This is a genomic window from Rhizobium sp. BR 250 (genome assembly GCF_047445855.1).
In the GTDB taxonomy this organism is placed as follows: domain Bacteria; phylum Pseudomonadota; class Alphaproteobacteria; order Rhizobiales; family Rhizobiaceae; genus Agrobacterium; species Agrobacterium tumefaciens_I.
Genome location: NZ_JARWKW010000001.1, coordinates 291,084 through 307,230 on the forward strand (window position 1 = coordinate 291,084; position 16,147 = coordinate 307,230).

The 16,147-nt window shown below is 59.9% G+C and carries 15 protein-coding genes; 9 read left to right on the plus strand and 6 right to left on the minus strand.

Annotation, left to right across the window (positions count from 1 at the left end):
• Positions 1–5: 5 nt before the first annotated feature.
• Both QD336_RS01440 and QD336_RS01445 read right to left on the minus strand, forming a co-directional pair.
• Positions 6–362, minus strand: coding sequence for a VOC family protein (locus QD336_RS01440; RefSeq protein ID WP_269341320.1), 357 nt, complete (start codon positions 360–362; stop codon positions 6–8).
• Between the two features lie 11 nt (positions 363–373).
• Entirely contained in the window at positions 374–778 is a 405-nt protein-coding gene (locus tag QD336_RS01445; RefSeq protein WP_269341321.1) for an SRPBCC family protein, read from the minus strand.
• Positions 779–899: 121 nt separating this feature from the next.
• Here QD336_RS01445 and ccoG point away from each other — a divergent pair, with 121 nt between their 5' ends.
• The 5 genes from ccoG (at position 900) to gnd (ending at position 7,009) form a co-directional block, all read left to right on the plus strand.
• The gene (ccoG, locus tag QD336_RS01450) at positions 900–2,483 is read left to right on the plus strand and encodes a cytochrome c oxidase accessory protein CcoG (protein ID WP_499168981.1); all 1,584 of its coding nucleotides are present in this window, start codon (positions 900–902) and stop codon (positions 2,481–2,483) included.
• Entirely contained in the window at positions 2,480–2,980 is a 501-nt protein-coding gene (locus QD336_RS01455; RefSeq protein WP_269341323.1) for a FixH family protein, read from the plus strand. Before ccoG ends, QD336_RS01455 begins: the two co-directional genes overlap by 4 nt.
• On the plus strand, positions 2,977–5,268 hold the full coding sequence (locus QD336_RS01460; RefSeq protein WP_499168983.1) for a cation-translocating P-type ATPase: 2,292 nt from the start codon (positions 2,977–2,979) through the stop codon (positions 5,266–5,268). The genes QD336_RS01455 and QD336_RS01460 overlap by 4 nt, the downstream gene beginning before the upstream one ends.
• Entirely contained in the window at positions 5,265–5,426 is a 162-nt protein-coding gene (gene ccoS / locus QD336_RS01465) for a cbb3-type cytochrome oxidase assembly protein CcoS (protein ID WP_269341325.1), read from the plus strand. Before QD336_RS01460 ends, ccoS begins: the two co-directional genes overlap by 4 nt.
• A gap of 152 nt (positions 5,427–5,578) precedes the next feature.
• Complete coding sequence (gene gnd, locus QD336_RS01470; protein WP_499168986.1) at positions 5,579–7,009, plus strand: NADP-dependent phosphogluconate dehydrogenase; 1,431 nt, start codon at positions 5,579–5,581, stop codon at positions 7,007–7,009.
• 66 nt (positions 7,010–7,075) lie between these two features.
• Here gnd and QD336_RS01475 read toward each other — a convergent pair whose 3' ends face one another.
• The 3 genes from QD336_RS01475 to QD336_RS01485 form a co-directional block, all read right to left on the minus strand.
• Positions 7,076–7,399 carry an RcnB family protein gene (locus QD336_RS01475; RefSeq protein WP_269341327.1) on the minus strand — a complete coding sequence of 108 codons (324 nt, stop codon included), beginning with the start codon at positions 7,397–7,399 and terminating at the stop codon, positions 7,076–7,078.
• Between the two features lie 191 nt (positions 7,400–7,590).
• Complete coding sequence (gene mgrA, locus QD336_RS01480) at positions 7,591–8,622, minus strand: L-glyceraldehyde 3-phosphate reductase (protein ID WP_499168987.1); 1,032 nt, start codon at positions 8,620–8,622, stop codon at positions 7,591–7,593.
• Positions 8,623–8,746: 124 nt separating this feature from the next.
• On the minus strand, positions 8,747–11,212 hold the full coding sequence (locus QD336_RS01485) for a beta-mannosidase (RefSeq protein WP_499168988.1): 2,466 nt from the start codon (positions 11,210–11,212) through the stop codon (positions 8,747–8,749).
• 491 nt (positions 11,213–11,703) lie between these two features.
• Between QD336_RS01485 and QD336_RS01490 the strand changes: the two genes are divergently transcribed.
• Positions 11,704–12,756 carry a LacI family transcriptional regulator gene (locus tag QD336_RS01490; RefSeq protein WP_269341330.1) on the plus strand — a complete coding sequence of 351 codons (1,053 nt, stop codon included), beginning with the start codon at positions 11,704–11,706 and terminating at the stop codon, positions 12,754–12,756.
• Positions 12,757–12,868: 112 nt separating this feature from the next.
• Here the strand turns inward: QD336_RS01490 and znuA are convergent, their stop codons facing one another.
• Entirely contained in the window at positions 12,869–13,858 is a 990-nt protein-coding gene (gene znuA / locus QD336_RS01495) for a zinc ABC transporter substrate-binding protein ZnuA (RefSeq protein WP_499168989.1), read from the minus strand.
• A 104-nt stretch (positions 13,859–13,962) separates the two neighbouring features.
• Here znuA and znuC point away from each other — a divergent pair, with 104 nt between their 5' ends.
• The 3 genes from znuC to zur are packed head-to-tail and all read left to right on the plus strand — an operon-like array spanning position 13,963 to position 16,116.
• Positions 13,963–14,895 (plus strand): zinc ABC transporter ATP-binding protein ZnuC, encoded by a 933-nt coding sequence (gene znuC / locus QD336_RS01500; RefSeq protein WP_499168991.1) that lies wholly within the window; start codon positions 13,963–13,965, stop codon positions 14,893–14,895.
• Complete coding sequence (gene znuB, locus QD336_RS01505; RefSeq protein WP_499168992.1) at positions 14,888–15,706, plus strand: zinc ABC transporter permease subunit ZnuB; 819 nt, start codon at positions 14,888–14,890, stop codon at positions 15,704–15,706. Before znuC ends, znuB begins: the two co-directional genes overlap by 8 nt.
• A complete protein-coding gene (gene zur / locus QD336_RS01510; protein ID WP_269341334.1) occupies positions 15,703–16,116 on the plus strand; it encodes a zinc uptake transcriptional repressor Zur in 414 nt (137 codons plus the stop codon). Before znuB ends, zur begins: the two co-directional genes overlap by 4 nt.
• Positions 16,117–16,147 lie beyond the last annotated feature (31 nt).

The following is a 16,147-nucleotide window of genomic DNA, read 5'->3' on the forward strand; positions in this document are numbered from 1 at the left end:
GCCGATCAGTTTTTCGACCAGACGGCCAGTTCATATCCATCCGGATCGGTGAAATGGAAACGCCGACCACCCGGAAATTCGAAAAGCGCGACGCTGATCTGGCCGCCGGCCGCCTCGACGCGGCGCTGGGCATCCTCGATATCGATTGCGTAGAGAATCACCAGCGGTCCGCCCTTGGCCGAAACCGGCGCGGTGGTGGTGAAACCGCCGGTCAGCCGACCATCGGAAAATTCGCAATATTGCGGACCGTAATCCTTGAAGGTCCAGCCGAAGGCACTGCCATAAAACTCCTTGCTGCGCTCGATATCGGCGACGTTGAATTCGACATAGTCGATGCGCCGGTCGTTGGCATTTTCTGTCATCATTTACTCCATCAATCCGCTTCGAGCAGTTCCTTCAACGTTTTCAGATCGGCCGTGACGGCCTTGGCGTCCTGCTCGAAATCCTCATCCGTCATGCCCTGAAGGCGCAGCAGCGTGAAGCTCACCTCCGTGCCGCTGCCATTCGGGGTGACCCGCAGCGCGTTATAGACCTTCAATCCGTCCGGCAAAGTCACGACATGATCTATGACGCCGAATTCGTTGTGGGGCGCGAAATTCACGCGCACTTCGCCGAGCGGCCCGCCCTCGGCGATCCAGTCCTCACCATCGGGTTTCAAGCCGCCCGCAAGGCCCGCGGCCCAGCGAGGCATGTTCTGCGGGTCGGCGGCGAAGTCGTAGACCTGGGCCCAGGGTTTTTCGACAGACAGATGAATGATTCTCGACTGCATGACAGGCATTTCATCCTCCCTTGGCGGTGCGTTCCTCTGACTGCGCCACTTTGTCGTCACTTGATGTAAGTCAAGGATGTTTCACCGGGGAGATGGGAGAAAGCAAGGAGATAAAAACGGACACCTTGCCATGAACATCTATCGCGCCGGACAGGACCGCCCGCAACAGCCCGTCGAAAGGCTGGAGGCGGAAGCCGTCAATTCCGCAAAAACGCGCAAACCTCTTTACGAAGCGCGCAGGAAGATTTTTCCCAAGCGTGCCGAGGGCAGGTTTCGGCGGTTCAAATGGCTGGTGATGCTGGTCACGCTCGGCATCTATTATCTGACGCCGTTCCTGCGCTGGGATCGTGGCCCCTATGCGCCCGATCAGGCGGTATTGATCGATATCGCCAACCGGCGCTTTTATTTCTTCTTCATCGAAATCTGGCCGCAGGAATTCTTCTTCGTTGCCGGCCTGCTGGTGATGGCCGGGCTGGGACTGTTCCTCGTCACCTCCGCCGTCGGGCGCGCATGGTGCGGTTACACCTGTCCGCAGACCGTCTGGGTGGACCTTTTCCTCGTCGTCGAACGGGCCATCGAGGGTGACAGGAACGCCCGCATGAAACTGGACGCTGCGCCCTTTACATTCACCAAATTGCGCAAGCGCGTGCTGAAACATGCGATCTGGCTGGTGATCGGCGTCCTGACCGGCGGCGCCTGGATTTTCTATTTCGCCGATGCGCCGACGCTGGCGATGCAATTCGTGACGGGGCAGGCGCCGATGATCGCCTATTCGACCGTCGCCATCCTCACCGCCACCACCTATGTCTTCGGCGGGCTGATGCGGGAGCAGGTCTGCACCTATATGTGTCCCTGGCCGCGTATCCAGGCGGCGATGCTGGATGAAAATTCGCTGGTCGTCACCTATAATGACTGGCGTGGCGAACCGCGCTCGCGGCACGCCAAGAAGGCTGCGGCCGCAGGCGAGAGCATCGGCGATTGCGTCGATTGCAACGCCTGCGTTGCGGTCTGTCCCATGGGCATCGACATCCGCGACGGGCAGCAACTGGAATGCATCACTTGCGCGCTCTGCATCGATGCCTGTGACGGAGTGATGGACAAGATTGGCAAGCCGCGCGGGCTGATCGCCTATGCGACGCTCGCCGAATACCAGTCCAACATGGCGCTCGCGACTGGCAACGGCCAGCACGCCATCCGTCCCGCTAATGTGCGCGAGGAGGATGGCAGCTTCAAAAAGAGCGTCCGCCACTTCAACTGGCGCATCGTCTTCCGGCCGCGCACGCTGCTTTACACGGCAATATGGGCTGCTGTCGGCATCGGCATGCTGTTTGCGCTGGTGACGCGCGAGCGACTGGCGCTCAACGTCCTGCATGACCGCAATCCTCAATATGTGCTGGAATCCAACGGCTCGATCCGCAACGGCTATACGGTGCGCATTCTCAACATGGTGCCGCAACCGCGCACGATGAGCCTGACGATCGAGGGTATTCCGAATGCGGTGATGAAGATAAACGGCATGCCGGATACGGCTGCGCGCGCCTTCGAAGTGACGGTGGAGCCGGATGAGGCGACGACGCTGAAGGTCTTCGTCACCCTGCCGGGCAAGGATGTCGCACGCACGGCGGAAAATTTCGAATTCATCGTCAGCGATACGGGCGGCCATGAAACGGCCCGTTACGATGCCGTCTTTAATGCTCCGGGAGTGAAAAAATGACAGTGAACAATCAACGCGCCTCCGGCTTCGTTTTCACCGGCTGGCACATGCTCGGCGTCATGCTGCTGTTCTTCGGCACCATCATTACCGTCAACATGATCATGGCGTGGAATGCGGTTCACAGCTGGAGCGGGCTTGTGGTGCCCAACACCTATGTGGCCAGCCAGCAGTTCAACGCCAAGGCGGAGGCCGCCAAGGCAAGGGCTGCAACCGGCATCAAGGGAAGGCTCGTGGTGGATGAAAAGACGGTGCGCTACGAGGTCTTCCATCCGGAAAAAGGCCCCGTCGATACGGATAGCGTGACGGCGCATTTCCGCCGGCCGGTTGGGGAAAACCAGAATTTCGACATGGAGCTGACCCCGGCCTCCACCGGCGTCTTCATCGGCGCGCATGACATGCTGCCGGGCCAGTGGATCGTCGAGGTCACCGCCGTCAAGGACGGGCGGATCATCGTGCATGAGGGCACGCGGATCGCCGTCATCAGGGGGCGCAAATGAGCTGCTGTGCACCGGGAACGGAAGGATCGCTGCAACTTGGCGAACCGGTCAATCCGCCATCGTCGGAGGAATTGCTGCTGGCAAGCCGCGATCTGGGGCAGGGGTTGCGCCAGACCGATCTCAGCGTGCCGGATGTCTATTGCGGCGCCTGCATCACCACCATCGAGACCGCGCTCGGTCGTCTGCGGCAAGTGGAGCGGGCGCGGGTGAACCTGTCGTCGAAACGTGTTGCCATCGTCTGGAAAGAGGAGGTCGATGGGGTCAGGACCGATCCGGCCGATCTAGCCCGTGCCATTCTTGCGACGGGATACCGCACGCATCTTTTCGCCAGTGGTCAGGATGCTTCGGACGCCTTGCGCTCGCAGTTGATCAGGGCCGTGGCGCTGTGCGGTTTTGCCTCGGCCAATATCATGCTTTTGTCCGTCTCCGTCTGGTCGGGGGCGGATGCGGCGACGCGCGACATGTTTCACTGGATTTCGGCGATGATTGCCGCGCCGGCGTTGATCTATGGCGGCCGTTTCTTTTACCAGTCGGCCTGGAATGCGCTGAAACACGGCCGCACTAATATGGATGTGCCGATCGCGCTTGCCATTACGCTCTCCTATGCTGTTTCCCTGTGGGAAACGATCCATCACGGCGAACATGCCTGGTTCGATGCGACCGTGTCGCTGCTGTTCTTCCTGCTGATCGGCCGTACGCTGGATCACATCATGCGCGACAAGGCGCGCTCGGCCATTGCCGGGCTTGCCCGGCTTTCGCCGCGCGGCGCAACGGTGATCGGTGAGGATGGGGTGCGGGACTACCGGTCGCTTGCGGATATCGAACCCGGAATGTCGATTGCGATTGCGGCGGGTGACCGGGTGGCCGTGGATGCCGTGGTCATCTCCGGCAGCAGCGATCTCGACATGTCCATCGTCAATGGTGAAAGCGCGCCGCGCCGTGTTGCAGCCGGTGATAGCCTGCAGGCCGGCACGCTCAATTTGACCGGCTCGCTGATTGCCCGGGTGACCGCCTCGGCAAAGGATTCCTTCCTGTCGGAAGTGATCGGATTGATGGAGGCGGCCGAGGGAGGGCGCGCGCGTTACCGCCGCATTGCCGACCGCGCTGCGAGCTATTATTCGCCCGTGGTGCATCTTCTCGCGCTGGTGACCTTTCTCGGCTGGGGCATTTTCGGCGGCGACTGGAAACAGGCGATGCTGATCGCCATTGCCGTTCTCATCATCACCTGCCCCTGTGCGCTTGGCCTTGCCGTTCCCGTCGTGCAGGTGGTGGCCGCCGGAAGGCTTTTCCGGCACGGCATCATGGTCAAGGAAGGCTCGGCCATGGAGCGTCTGGCCGAAATCGACACCGTGCTGTTCGACAAGACCGGCACATTGACCATCGGCAAACCGAGACTGGTCGATGCCGGCGATATAAAGCCCGCCACCATGGCGATTGCGGCGGGGCTCGCCGCCCATTCGCGTCACCCCCTTTCGAAAGCCCTGTATGCCGCCTATGGCGGGCCCTTGCCGGCCTATGAGGCAGTGCGCGAAATTCCGGGCTCCGGCGTCGAAGCCGAGACGGAAGCGGGAACCTACCGGCTCGGCAATCGCCGTTTCGCCTGCCCTGATGAAGTGATTTTGGAGACTGGCGCGGCACGTTCGGAAGTGGTGCTGTCTCTTGATGGCCGGCCTCTGGCGAGCTTCGGCTTCGAGGATAATCCGCGCGCGGGTGCGGTTGCGGCATTGCGCAGCCTCTCAGTGCGGGGCCTTTTGCAGGAAATCGTCTCGGGTGACTGCGCAGCGGCGGTCAAGGCCATGGCGCAGCGGCTGGGGATCGGCCTGTGGAGTGCGGATCTTTCGCCGAAGGACAAGGCAGCGCGTTGTGCTCAACTGGCCGGCGAGGGGCGCAAGGTGCTGATGGTCGGAGACGGCATCAACGACGCGCCGGCGCTTGCCGCCGCCCATGTGTCGATGGCGCCCGCCACCGCCGCCGATATCGGCCGGCAGGCCGCCGATTTCGTGTTCATGCAGGAGGATCTCGACGCCGTGCCTTTTGCGATCGAGACATCGCAGCGGGCGGGAAGGCTGATCCGGCAGAACTTCGCGCTCGCTATCGGCTACAACGTCATCGCCGTGCCGATCGCGATTGCCGGCTATGCGACGCCGATGATCGCGGCCATCGCCATGTCGACGTCTTCGCTGATCGTCGTCGCCAATGCGTTGCGCCTTGCCGGTGCGGCAGACACCGTCCGTCCTCAAAATGAAGCGAAGGCGGGATTTGTGGGCGAGGGGGCGCAACTGGCATGAATATGTTGATCTATCTTATTCCCGTCGCGCTGTTCCTGGGCGCGCTTGGACTTTTCGCCTTCCTCTGGTCGGTGCGCTCGGGTCAATATGAGGATATGGACGGGGCGGCCTGGCGGGTCATAGACGATGGCGATGACCGGCCCCGGCCGCCATCTTGAGAGCTCGCGCAACTGCTGCTTCGACCTGCTACAAATATGCAAAGCTGATTTGCGTCATCAAAATTTAATCGTTTCAGTCGCCCCCAGCCTTGCCGTTTGGTGATTACAGTGCCACAACACGACCACCAAAAAGCAAGATGGAGGCACATCCCTTGGAACAGGCAGAAATCGGTTTGATCGGTCTCGGCGTCATGGGCTCGAACCTGGCGTTGAACATCGCGGAAAAGGGCAACAAGATTGCCGTATTCAACCGAACCCCTGAAGCGACGAAAAAATTCTACGCCGAGGCGGGTGAGTTGCAGGGACAGTTGATCCCATGCGAAACCATCGAGGAATTTGTCGCCGCCATTCGTCCTCCGCGCCCGATCATCATCATGATCAAGGCTGGTGACCCGGTTGACCAGCAGATGGAAATCCTGAAGCCGCATCTGGCCAACGGCGATATCATGATCGACGCGGGTAATGCGAATTTCCGCGATACGATCCGCCGTTTCGATAACCTCAAGGATAGCGGCCTGACCTTTATCGGTATGGGCGTTTCCGGCGGTGAGGAAGGTGCGCGTCACGGCCCGTCGATCATGGTCGGCGGCACCGAGGACAGCTGGAAGCGTGTCGAGAAGGTGCTGACCTCCATTTCCGCCAAGTATAATGACGATCCGTGCGTGGCATGGCTCGGCAATGACGGTGCGGGCCATTTCGTCAAGACCATCCATAACGGCATCGAATATGCCGACATGCAGATGATCGCCGAAATCTATGGCATCCTGCGTGATGGCCTGAAGATGAGCGCCGTCGAAATCGCCGATGTGTTCGCCGAGTGGAACAAGGGCCGCCTGAATTCCTACCTGATCGAAATCACCGAGAAGGTTCTGCGCGCCGCCGATCCGATCACCGGCAAGCCGATGGTCGATCTGATCCTCGACAAGGCCGGTCAGAAGGGCACCGGCAAGTGGTCGGTCATCGAAGCCCAGAACATGGGTGTCGCCGCAACCGCCATCGAAGCGGCTGTAGCTGCCCGTATCCTGTCTTCGCAGAAGGATGAGCGCGAGGCTGCCGAGAAAATCTTCGGCCTGCCGACGCTTGCAGCAGCACCCGTCGACAAAAAGGCGTTTATCGCCGATCTGGAAAGCGCGCTTCTGGCCGCCAAGGTTGGTGCCTACGCGCAGGGCTTTGCCATCATGTCGGCAGCTTCCAAGGAGTTCAACTGGAACCTGCCGATGCCGACGATCGCCCGCATCTGGCGCGCCGGCTGCATCATCCGTTCGGAATTCCTCGATGAGATCACCTCGGCCTTCACCAAGGACCCGCATGTGGCCAACCTCATCGTAACGCCGGCCTTCTCCAGCATCGTCAAGGACACCGACGCGCCGCTGCGCCGTGTGGTTTCCTACGCCGTGCTGTCGGGCCTGCCGGTTTCGGCGCTGGCTTCGGCGCTTGGTTATTTCGATGCCTATCGCCGTGGCCGCGGCAGCGCCAACCTCATCCAGGCACAGCGCGACTTCTTCGGCGCCCATGGCTTCGAGCGCACCGATGGTGTGGACAAGCCGCACGGCCCCTGGGGCAGCGGCGCCGACATTTTCTGATCGGCTAAACGATAAACGACAAAAGGCCCGCGCAAGCGGGCCTTTTTCATTCGGCTGTGGATTTACTCAGCGAGCGGCGGCGAGGCCGACGATCAGGCCGCTGACGGCATTGATGAGCAGGAACTGGTTGTCGACGCGCACCCAGCGCTGGTCGCGGCGCGGCTCGGCCAGATGGTAACGGCGATAATCACGACGATCCACCATGTTGCGACGTTCACGAGCGGAAAGGCGCTGACCACGATCCCAGCGGTGCTTCTTGACGATGACCTTCTTGGTGACGTGACGTTCGACGGTGACACCGCGATGGCGATCATCGTGTCGGCTTTGCGCCTGCGCCATCGGAGCTGCAAGAACGGTGGCGGCCAGAAGAATGGTGACGAACTTTTTCATGGATGCTTCCTCTCGGGTTTCGATGAGAAGAACCTACGAATAAACGAATGAACGGAAACTGAATTTAAAATTACAATTATGTAATGGTTGTTAACGGTTAGGCACGGTCGTTAATCTTTCAGTTGCGGATTTACGTCGCGCTTTTACAGGTCAAGACCGCCCGGCGAAGGCCGGACGGTCTGTTTAATGCATCAAACGCGCTCGGCGGATTTTGCCCAGAGGTTGATATCCGCGTCCTTGGCGTAACGGTCGATTTCGGCCAGTTCCTCGACGGAGAAATCGGCATTGTCGAGTGCCTTCACGCAATCCTCGACCTGTTCCACACGGCTTGCGCCGATGAGTGCCGAGGTAATGCGGCCGCCGCGCAACACCCAGGCGATCGCCATCTGCGCCAGCGTCTGGCCGCGCCGTTCGGCAATGCTGTTCAGCGCGCGGATGTTCTCGACATTGCGTTCATTGAGAAAGGCGGGGTTCAGCGACTTGCTCTGCGATGCGCGGCTGCCCTGCGGCACGCCGCCCAGGTATTTCGTTGTCAGCATGCCCTGCGCCAGCGGCGAGAAGACGATGGAGCCGATGCCCAGCTCTTCCAGCGTGTCGACGAGACCATCTTCCTCGATCCAGCGGTTGATCATCGAATAGCTCGGCTGGTGGATGATGCAGGGCGTGCCGAGGTCCTTCAGTATGGCTGCGGCCTCACGGGTGCGCTTCGAATTGTAGGACGAGATGCCGACATAAAGCGCCTTGCCCGAGCGCACGATCTGGTCCAGCGCACCGCAGGTTTCCTCAAGCGGCGTATTGGGATCGAAACGGTGGGAATAGAAGATATCGACGTAATCGAGCCCCATGCGCGTCAGGCTCTGGTCACAGGAAGCGATCAGATATTTGCGGCTGCCCCATTCGCCATAGGGACCGGGCCACATGTTGTAACCGGCCTTTGAGGAGATGATCATCTCATCGCGGTAACCTCTGAAATCCGTCTTGAGGATTTCACCGAAAGCGGTTTCGGCACTGCCGGGCGGCGGGCCGTAATTGTTTGCGAGATCGAAATGGGTGATGCCGAGATCGAAGGCACGGCGGCAAATGGCCTGTTTGGTCTGGTGTGGCGTGTCGTTGCCGAAATTGTGCCAGAGCCCCAGCGAAATCGCCGGCAGTTTCAGGCCGGTCTTGCCGCAATGATTGTATTTCATGGATGCGTATCGGTTTTCGGCCGGTTGCCAAACCATGGGTCTTCCTCCACTTGCTGATGACTGGCTGCCGGAGAACCCGGCACCCCTTTGAATAGGCGACGGCAGGCGCGTGGCGCCCACCTTTCTTAAGAGCGATGGTTATGCCTTTCTCCGCATCGTTTCAATGCGAGGATTGGCAGGTATGAAGATCGAAGACGCGGAAATGCGGCTGGGGGCCGGCCGCCTTCGGGGTGAAGATGATGCGGCGGGTCTCGCCAGCGGAAAGATCGAACAGATTGTCCGAATAACGTCCGGGCTGGTCCGCCTCCAGCATGACGAAGAGCGCGAGACCGGTTGCCGTGATGTCGATTTCGAACTGGCCGTTTTTCAAGGTGTTTGTCGTGAAGGTCAGGCCGGCAGGCTGAAGCTCCAGCGCCTTGTAGGTGTCGCGCACATGGTGGCCTTCGCCGGTCATACCGTTGGAAGCAATGAAGTTCCAGGCAAGGATGGCACCATCAGGCAGGCTGTCCATGTCGATATCTGTCAGCGTCGCGGCCTTGTCGCTCGTGCAAGTGCCATTGGCGGATTTCAACGGCACGCGGTTGCCGTTCATGGTCAGCGCAACGATATTCATGTCGATTTCGACGTCCTCCGCCGTGTCGTTGACCATGGAGAAATTCACCCGGCGTCCATCTTGCGAAGGGATGGCCGAGACCGCGACCGGCTGGAAGAAACGGCGGGCAGCATAATGCAGCGCCTTCCAGCCGCCGCCATAATCGAGGCTTGACCACGATGCGACCGGCCAGGTGTCGTTCAGCTGCCAATAAAGCGTGCCCATGCAATGGGGTTTCAGCGAGCGCCAGTAGTCCACGGCGGTGCGGATGGCCAGCGCCTGCTGGACCTGGCTCAGATAGACGAAGTTTTCGAAATCCTTCGGGAAGCGGAAATAGCGGAACATGGTGCCGGCGATGCGTTCATTGCCGCCGACATTCTTCTGGTGCAGCTCGACGACCGGGGAAGCGATGTTCATGTCCTTGTCCTCCGCATAGGTGCGAATGACCGGCATGGATGTATAGGACTGGAAACCGAATTCGGAGCAGAAACGCGGTTTCACCGAACGGTAATTGTCGAACGACTTGTTCTCGTGCCAGACGGACCAGTAATGCATATCGCCGGAGCCATCCGCGTGCCAGGCATCGCCATAATCGAGATAACCCGAGGCAGGGCTCGATGGCCACCAGAGCGCTTCGGGGGCGGCCTTTTTCAGGGCTCTTTCGATGGTGCGGTTCAGGCGGTCGTAAGCCACCAGATAGCGGTCGCGATTGTTTCGGGATTCATCGAACCAGGTCAGCGCGCCGACCAGCTCGTTATCGCCGCACCAGAGCGCGATGGAGGGGTGGGAGGACAGGCGTTTCACCTGATAATCGACCTCGTGTTCGACATTGTCGAGAAAGTCTTCGCTGCAAGGGTATAGATTGCAGGCGAACATGAAATCCTGCCAGACGAGCAGGCCGAGACGGTCGCAGAGATCGTAGAACCAGTCCTCCTCATAAAATCCGCCGCCCCAGACGCGGATCATGTTCATGTTGGCCTCGACGGCGGAGCAGAGGAGATCTTCGGTTTTCTCCCGGCTGGCCAGGGCGTAAAGCGCATCGGCCGGAATCCAGTTGGCGCCACGGCAGAAAATCTCCCGGCCATTGATGCGGAAGGCGAACCGACTGCCCGCTTCATCCTTGTCCGTCAGAAGCTCGATGGTTCTGAAGCCGATCTGGCGGGTGACGGTTTCGTCAGGCAGTTCCACCGTCAGGTTGTAGAGCGTCTGCTCGCCACTGCCGGCCGGCCACCAGAGGTCCGGATTTTCGATGAAAAAGACGTGGTGCACCACCGTTTCGCCCGCGCCGACGCCGCAATCAAGCCGCAGCCTTTCATCGTTGAGTGACAGATAGATCGGCAGGCTTGCCGGACCCTCGGCAAAGAGCGTGATGGCCACATGCAGCTCGACGCCGCCTTCGACATGGTGCTGGGAGGTGACGACATGTTCGATACGGGCCGTATCAAGCCGCTTCAGCAGGATTTTCCCGTAAAGGCCAAGCGGTGCAATCCCGATGTTCCAGTCCCAGCCGAAGTGGCATTGCGGCTTGCGCAGCATGTTGCCATTGGCGATGGGCGAATTGCCTTCGTGATAGGGAATGTAAAAGGGTTGCCGCGCCTGCCGCTCGGCGCCGGCCGTGATGTTGGAATGGAAGTGGATGCGGATGGTGTTTTCACCCGGCCGCACGGCACGGGAAATATCGGGCCGGTAACGGCGGAAGCAATTGTCGGCGCTCAAGATCGGGATATCGTTGACGAAGACGATGGCGACGGTGTCGAGATAATCGATATCGAGGTACCAGCTGGCATCTGCGTCATCGAGGATGAAGGTGCGCTCGATGATCCAGTCCTGCTGCGCCACCCATTGCACGGCCTTCTCATTGGCGCCGTGATAGGGGTCGGGAATGATGGCGGCGTTTTTGAGCGCCGTGTGAATATCGCCCGGAACGGAAAGCGTGGTGGCATGATCTCCTTCCACCGAACTCAGGCGCCAGGGCCCGGCCAGATCGATGACGGTTTCGGGCGAGGAAGAAGAGATCATGATCGGACCCTGCATAATATGAATTCAACGAAGACGAGCTGGCATTATGGTGCCGGCTTGTGTCAGAATCTGGGGAGGATGAATACCCGCACGACGCTTGTCACCAAGCTTATCCGGCTTTGCGATTTCCTCCCTCCGGCAACGTTACCGTAAAACAATCGTGCCGTCATGCCTTTGGTTGGCAAGCGAGGGTGTGAAAAATGTCTCTGGCCGTAGTCTCGGGGTAGTGAGCTGATTGAGTTATAAATAGAAGTATTTTTTTATATATGTATTGCATATTTATAGTTGTTTTTTAATCTAACAAATTAGGATTGAAGCGCCCCGATATCCAGGGCGACTTGCCGATAAAGTGGTGGCGTCAGCGGGCCGTATTTTTTGTAACTATATCGTTATAGCTGAATTGTCGGCTAGGTGGATGAGATCGGCCGGGCGATTGGCGACCTTTGCCTTTGCAATGGAGCAAAAGCTATCTATGATTATCGTTCGGTAAAGTGTGGCGAAATGACATGAACGATACTGGCAAATCCGGCGGGGGCGATACACCTGCAACGACGGGCGAGCGCCCAACCCTGAAGACCATCGCTTATATGACGGGCCTTGGCATCACCACCGTCTCGCGCGCGCTGAAGGATGCGCCGGATATCGGCGCCGAAACCAAGGAGCGTGTGCGGCTCATCGCCCGGCAGATCGGCTACCAGCCGAACCGAGCCGGCGTGCGCCTTCGCACCGGCAAGACCAATGTCATCGCGCTGGTGCTGAGTGTTGACGAGGAGCTGATGGGTTTCACCAGCCAGATGGTGTTCGGCATCACCGAGATTCTCTCCACCACGCAATATCACCTTGTCGTCACGCCCCACATCCATGCCAAGGATTCCATGGTGCCGATCCGCTACATTCTTGAGACCGGCTCGGCGGACGGGGTTATCATTTCGAAGATAGAGCCGAACGATCCGCGCGTGCGTTTCATGACGGAGCGCAACATGCCCTTCGTCACCCATGGGCGCTCGGATATGGGCATCGAACATGCCTTTCACGACTTCGACAATGAGGCCTATGCCTATGAGGCGGTCGAGCGGCTGGCGCAATGCGGGCGCAAGAGGATCGCCGTCATCGTGCCGCCATCGCGCTTTTCGTTTCACGACCATGCTCGCAAGGGTTTCAATCGGGCGATCAGGGATTTTGGGCTCACTGAATTTCCGCTGGATGCCGTCACCATCGAGACGCCGCTTGAGAAAATCCGGGATTTCGGCCGGACGCTGATGCAGTCCGATGATCGCCCTGATGGGATCGTCTCGATCAGCGGCAGCAGCACCATCGCGCTGGTGGCGGGTTTCGAAGCCGCGGGGGTGAAGATCGGCGAGGATGTCGATATCGTCTCGAAACAGTCGGCCGAGTTCCTGAACTGGATCAAGCCGCAGATCCACACCGTCAACGAGGACATCAAGCTGGCGGGCAGGGAGCTTGCCAAGGCGTTGCTGGCCCGCATCAACGGTGAGGCTGCGGAAACGTTGCAAAGCATCAGCAGGCCGGTCTGGTCTTCGATGGCACCGAAGCCGTAGGTCAGGCTCTCCGGTAAGGCGATATGCTGCCTTGGCCGGCGTGGCTGTCTGCCAACCCTTACGTCTCCGTCATGCCGGCCCGGAGCCGGAATGACGGAGACAGAATTTCATGTCAGGACAGGCAGCTCCTGAGCGAACCGGCAATGCCCTGCATCAGCTTGAAATAGAGATCGGGGCCGGGCTCCAGTGTCGCCGCTTCCGGATCGAGCGTCGCCGATTTCGCTGGTGTGCCTTCGGTGATGACCGAGACCAGTTTCGGCTCGAATTGCGGCTCGGCGAAAACGCAGGTCGCACCCAGCTGGCGCACCTTTTCCTGTATCTGTTTGACGCGATCCGCGCCTGGCAGGGTTTCGGGGCTGACGGTGATCGATCCCGCCGTCTTCACGCCATAACGATGCTCGAAATATTGATAGGCATCGTGGAAGACGATGAAGGGCTTGTCCTTCACCGGTTTCACCGTTTCCGCGACTTCGGCGTCGAGCGCATCGAGATCATCCATCAGCTTCTTGGTGTTGGCCTGATAGGTTGCGGCATTGCCGGCATCGGCCGCGATCAGCGCCGTTTCGATCGCCTGGGCCATGGCCTTGGCGTTGGCGGGGTCCAGCCACAGATGAGTGTCATAAGCGCCGTGCTCGTGCTCCTCGGCATCGCCATGGTCGTGTCCGTGATCATGCACAGCTTCGCCTTGGGTGTGGCCGTCATGCGCCTCATGGCCTTCTTCGCCGTCGTCGTGCGCCTCGAAAGGGCCGCCTTCGCGGAAGGGCAGCTTTTCGAGACCCTTCACATCTTCCAGTTCCACTACGGTTGCCTTGCTCGCTAGGGCCTCCAGCGGCTTTTGCAGGAAGGCTTCCAGTCCGGGCCCCACCCAGAACACCACATCCGCCTTTTCGAGCTTGCGTGCATTCGACGGCCGGAGATTATAGGTGTGCGGCGAGGCCGCGCCGTCGACGATGAGCTGCGGTTCGCCCACGCCTTTCATGATGGCGGCAACTAGGGAGTGGACGGGCTTGATCGAGACCACGACATCGGGCGCGGCGGTGGCGCCCGAAGCGGCGGCCGCTATCGCAGCCGACGCCATGAGCGGGATCAGGATCGATTTCATGAAATGCACTCCACTTGAACAAGTATAGTTATGTTATTACATTTATTGCGTAACTCTATAACGTATGCAATAGCGGTAGGCAACATCGCCGAACGGACAATCCCATGCTTCATTCCGCCCACAGGGGCAACGAGATACTGGTTTCCCTCGCCAATGCCGGCGTGCAGCGCAACGGCCGCTGGCTGGTGCGTGGCGTGGAATTTTCCGTCAGCAAGGGCGAGATCGTCACGCTCATCGGCCCGAACGGCTCCGGCAAATCCACCAGCGCAAAAATGGCGATCGGGGTGGTGAAACCGAGCGAGGGCAAGGTCGCGCGCAAGGCCGGCCTGAAGGTTGGCTATGTGCCACAGAAGCTTTCGGTGGACTGGACCATGCCGCTTTCCGTGCGCCGGCTGATGACGCTGACCGGGCCGCTGCCTGCGCGGGAAATCGACGCGGCACTCAATGCGACGGGCATCGCACATCTTGCCAATGCCGAGGTGCAGCATCTTTCCGGCGGCGAGTTCCAGCGGGCGCTTCTGGCCCGCGCCATTGCCCGCAAGCCCGATCTGCTGGTCCTCGATGAACCCGTTCAGGGTGTTGATTTCTCCGGCGAGATCGCGCTCTATGATCTGATAAAAAATATCAGAAATTCAAATGATTGCGGAATTCTGTTAATCTCGCATGACCTGCATGTTGTGATGGCGGAAACCGATACGGTCATCTGCCTGAACGGCCATGTCTGCTGCCGCGGCACGCCGCAGGCGGTGAGCCAGAGCCCGGAATATATGCGGCTGTTCGGCGGCGCGGCGGCCAAGGCACTGGCGGTCTATAGCCACCATCACGATCACACCCATCTGCCCGACGGCCGGGTGCAGCACGCGGATGGAACGGTGACGGACCATTGCCACCCCGAAGACGGGCACCATCACACGCATGATCATCATCATGACCACGGACACCATCAGGATGGCCATGGTGAATACGGCTGCGGCGAAGACCACGACCATGGGGACCATGCACCCCAAGACCAGCGGCAGGGAGAGCGCCATGTTTGACGATTTCTTCACTCGCGCCATGGTCGCCGGCATCGGTGTCGCGCTCACCGCCGGTCCTCTCGGCTGTTTCGTCGTCTGGCGGCGTATGGCCTATTTCGGCGACACCATGGCCCATTCGGCGCTTCTCGGTGTTGCGCTGTCTCTGCTTTTGCAGCTCAACCTCATCGTCAGCGTCTTTCTGGTGGCGTCGGCCGTTTCGATTCTCTTGATCTTCCTGCAACGCCGGCAGGCACTTTCCGCCGATGCGCTGCTGGGCATCCTGTCCCATTCGGCACTGGCGATCGGCCTTGTCATCGTCGCCTTCATGAGTTGGGTGCGTATCGATCTCGTCTCGTTCCTGTTCGGCGATATTCTTGCTGTCACCCGCAGCGATATCGCGCTGATCTGGGGCGGCGGGCTGGTGGTCATTGTCTCCATGGTCTTCCTGTGGCGGTCGCTGCTCGCTTCTACCGTGAATACTGAACTGGCGGAAGCCGAGGGGCTGAACCCGGAGCGGGCGAAGCTCATCTTCACGCTGCTGATGGCGCTGGTGATCGCCATTGCCATGAAGGTGGTCGGCATCATGCTCATCACCTCGCTGCTCATCATACCGGCCGCGACCGCGCGGCGTTTTTCGAGCACGCCGGAGGTGATGGCGATTGTGGCCTCGCTGATCGGCGCGGTTGCTGTTGTCGGCGGCCTGTTCGGTTCGCTCACCTATGATACGCCGTCCGGCCCATCCATCGTGGTTGCTGCGGTGATCCTGTTCGTTATAAGCCTGTTGCCGGCGCCGGGTTTTTCCCGCTCCGCGGATGAAGGAGGCAAATCATGAATGCGCAGACCCAGCCGAACCTCACCAAAAACCAGTCGCTGGTGATGAATGCCCTTTCAAACGCGCATCAGCCGCTCAGCGCCTATATGATCCTCGACAAGCTGCGCGACGACGGGTTTCGCGCACCGCTGCAGGTTTACCGGGCGCTGGAAAAGCTGGTGGAATTCGGCCTTGTGCACCGGCTGGAAAGCCTCAATGCCTTCGTTGCCTGCACCCATACGCAGGCCGAATGCTGCTCGCACCACCATGGAACCGTGGCCTTTGCCATCTGCGAATCCTGCGGGCAGGTGACGGAGTTCCACGATCACGAGATTGACCACCGTCTGGAGCGCTGGGTGAAGGACAGCAAGTTCAAGGCAGAAAAGACCACGATTGAGATTCGCGGTCTCTGCGCCGCCTGCGCGGCATAAGTTGATTTGAAGCAGGCGGGCGCGAGCTGCC

Coding starts and splice junctions, on each gene's coding strand:
- QD336_RS01445 (WP_269341321.1), bottom strand. CDS start 778: ATGCCTGTCATGCAGTCGAGAATCATTCATCTGTCTGTCGAAAAACCC.
- QD336_RS01485 (WP_499168988.1), bottom strand. CDS start 11,212: ATGCAGGGTCCGATCATGATCTCTTCTTCCTCGCCCGAAACCGTCATC.
- zur (WP_269341334.1), top strand. CDS start 15,703: ATGAATGCGCAGACCCAGCCGAACCTCACCAAAAACCAGTCGCTGGTG.
- ccoS (WP_269341325.1), top strand. CDS start 5,265: ATGAATATGTTGATCTATCTTATTCCCGTCGCGCTGTTCCTGGGCGCG.
- znuB (WP_499168992.1), top strand. CDS start 14,888: ATGTTTGACGATTTCTTCACTCGCGCCATGGTCGCCGGCATCGGTGTC.
- QD336_RS01460 (WP_499168983.1), top strand. CDS start 2,977: ATGAGCTGCTGTGCACCGGGAACGGAAGGATCGCTGCAACTTGGCGAA.
- mgrA (WP_499168987.1), bottom strand. CDS start 8,622: ATGGTTTGGCAACCGGCCGAAAACCGATACGCATCCATGAAATACAAT.
- ccoG (WP_499168981.1), top strand. CDS start 900: ATGAACATCTATCGCGCCGGACAGGACCGCCCGCAACAGCCCGTCGAA.
- znuC (WP_499168991.1), top strand. CDS start 13,963: ATGCTTCATTCCGCCCACAGGGGCAACGAGATACTGGTTTCCCTCGCC.
- QD336_RS01490 (WP_269341330.1), top strand. CDS start 11,704: ATGAACGATACTGGCAAATCCGGCGGGGGCGATACACCTGCAACGACG.
- QD336_RS01440 (WP_269341320.1), bottom strand. CDS start 362: ATGACAGAAAATGCCAACGACCGGCGCATCGACTATGTCGAATTCAAC.
- znuA (WP_499168989.1), bottom strand. CDS start 13,858: ATGAAATCGATCCTGATCCCGCTCATGGCGTCGGCTGCGATAGCGGCC.
- QD336_RS01475 (WP_269341327.1), bottom strand. CDS start 7,399: ATGAAAAAGTTCGTCACCATTCTTCTGGCCGCCACCGTTCTTGCAGCT.
- QD336_RS01455 (WP_269341323.1), top strand. CDS start 2,480: ATGACAGTGAACAATCAACGCGCCTCCGGCTTCGTTTTCACCGGCTGG.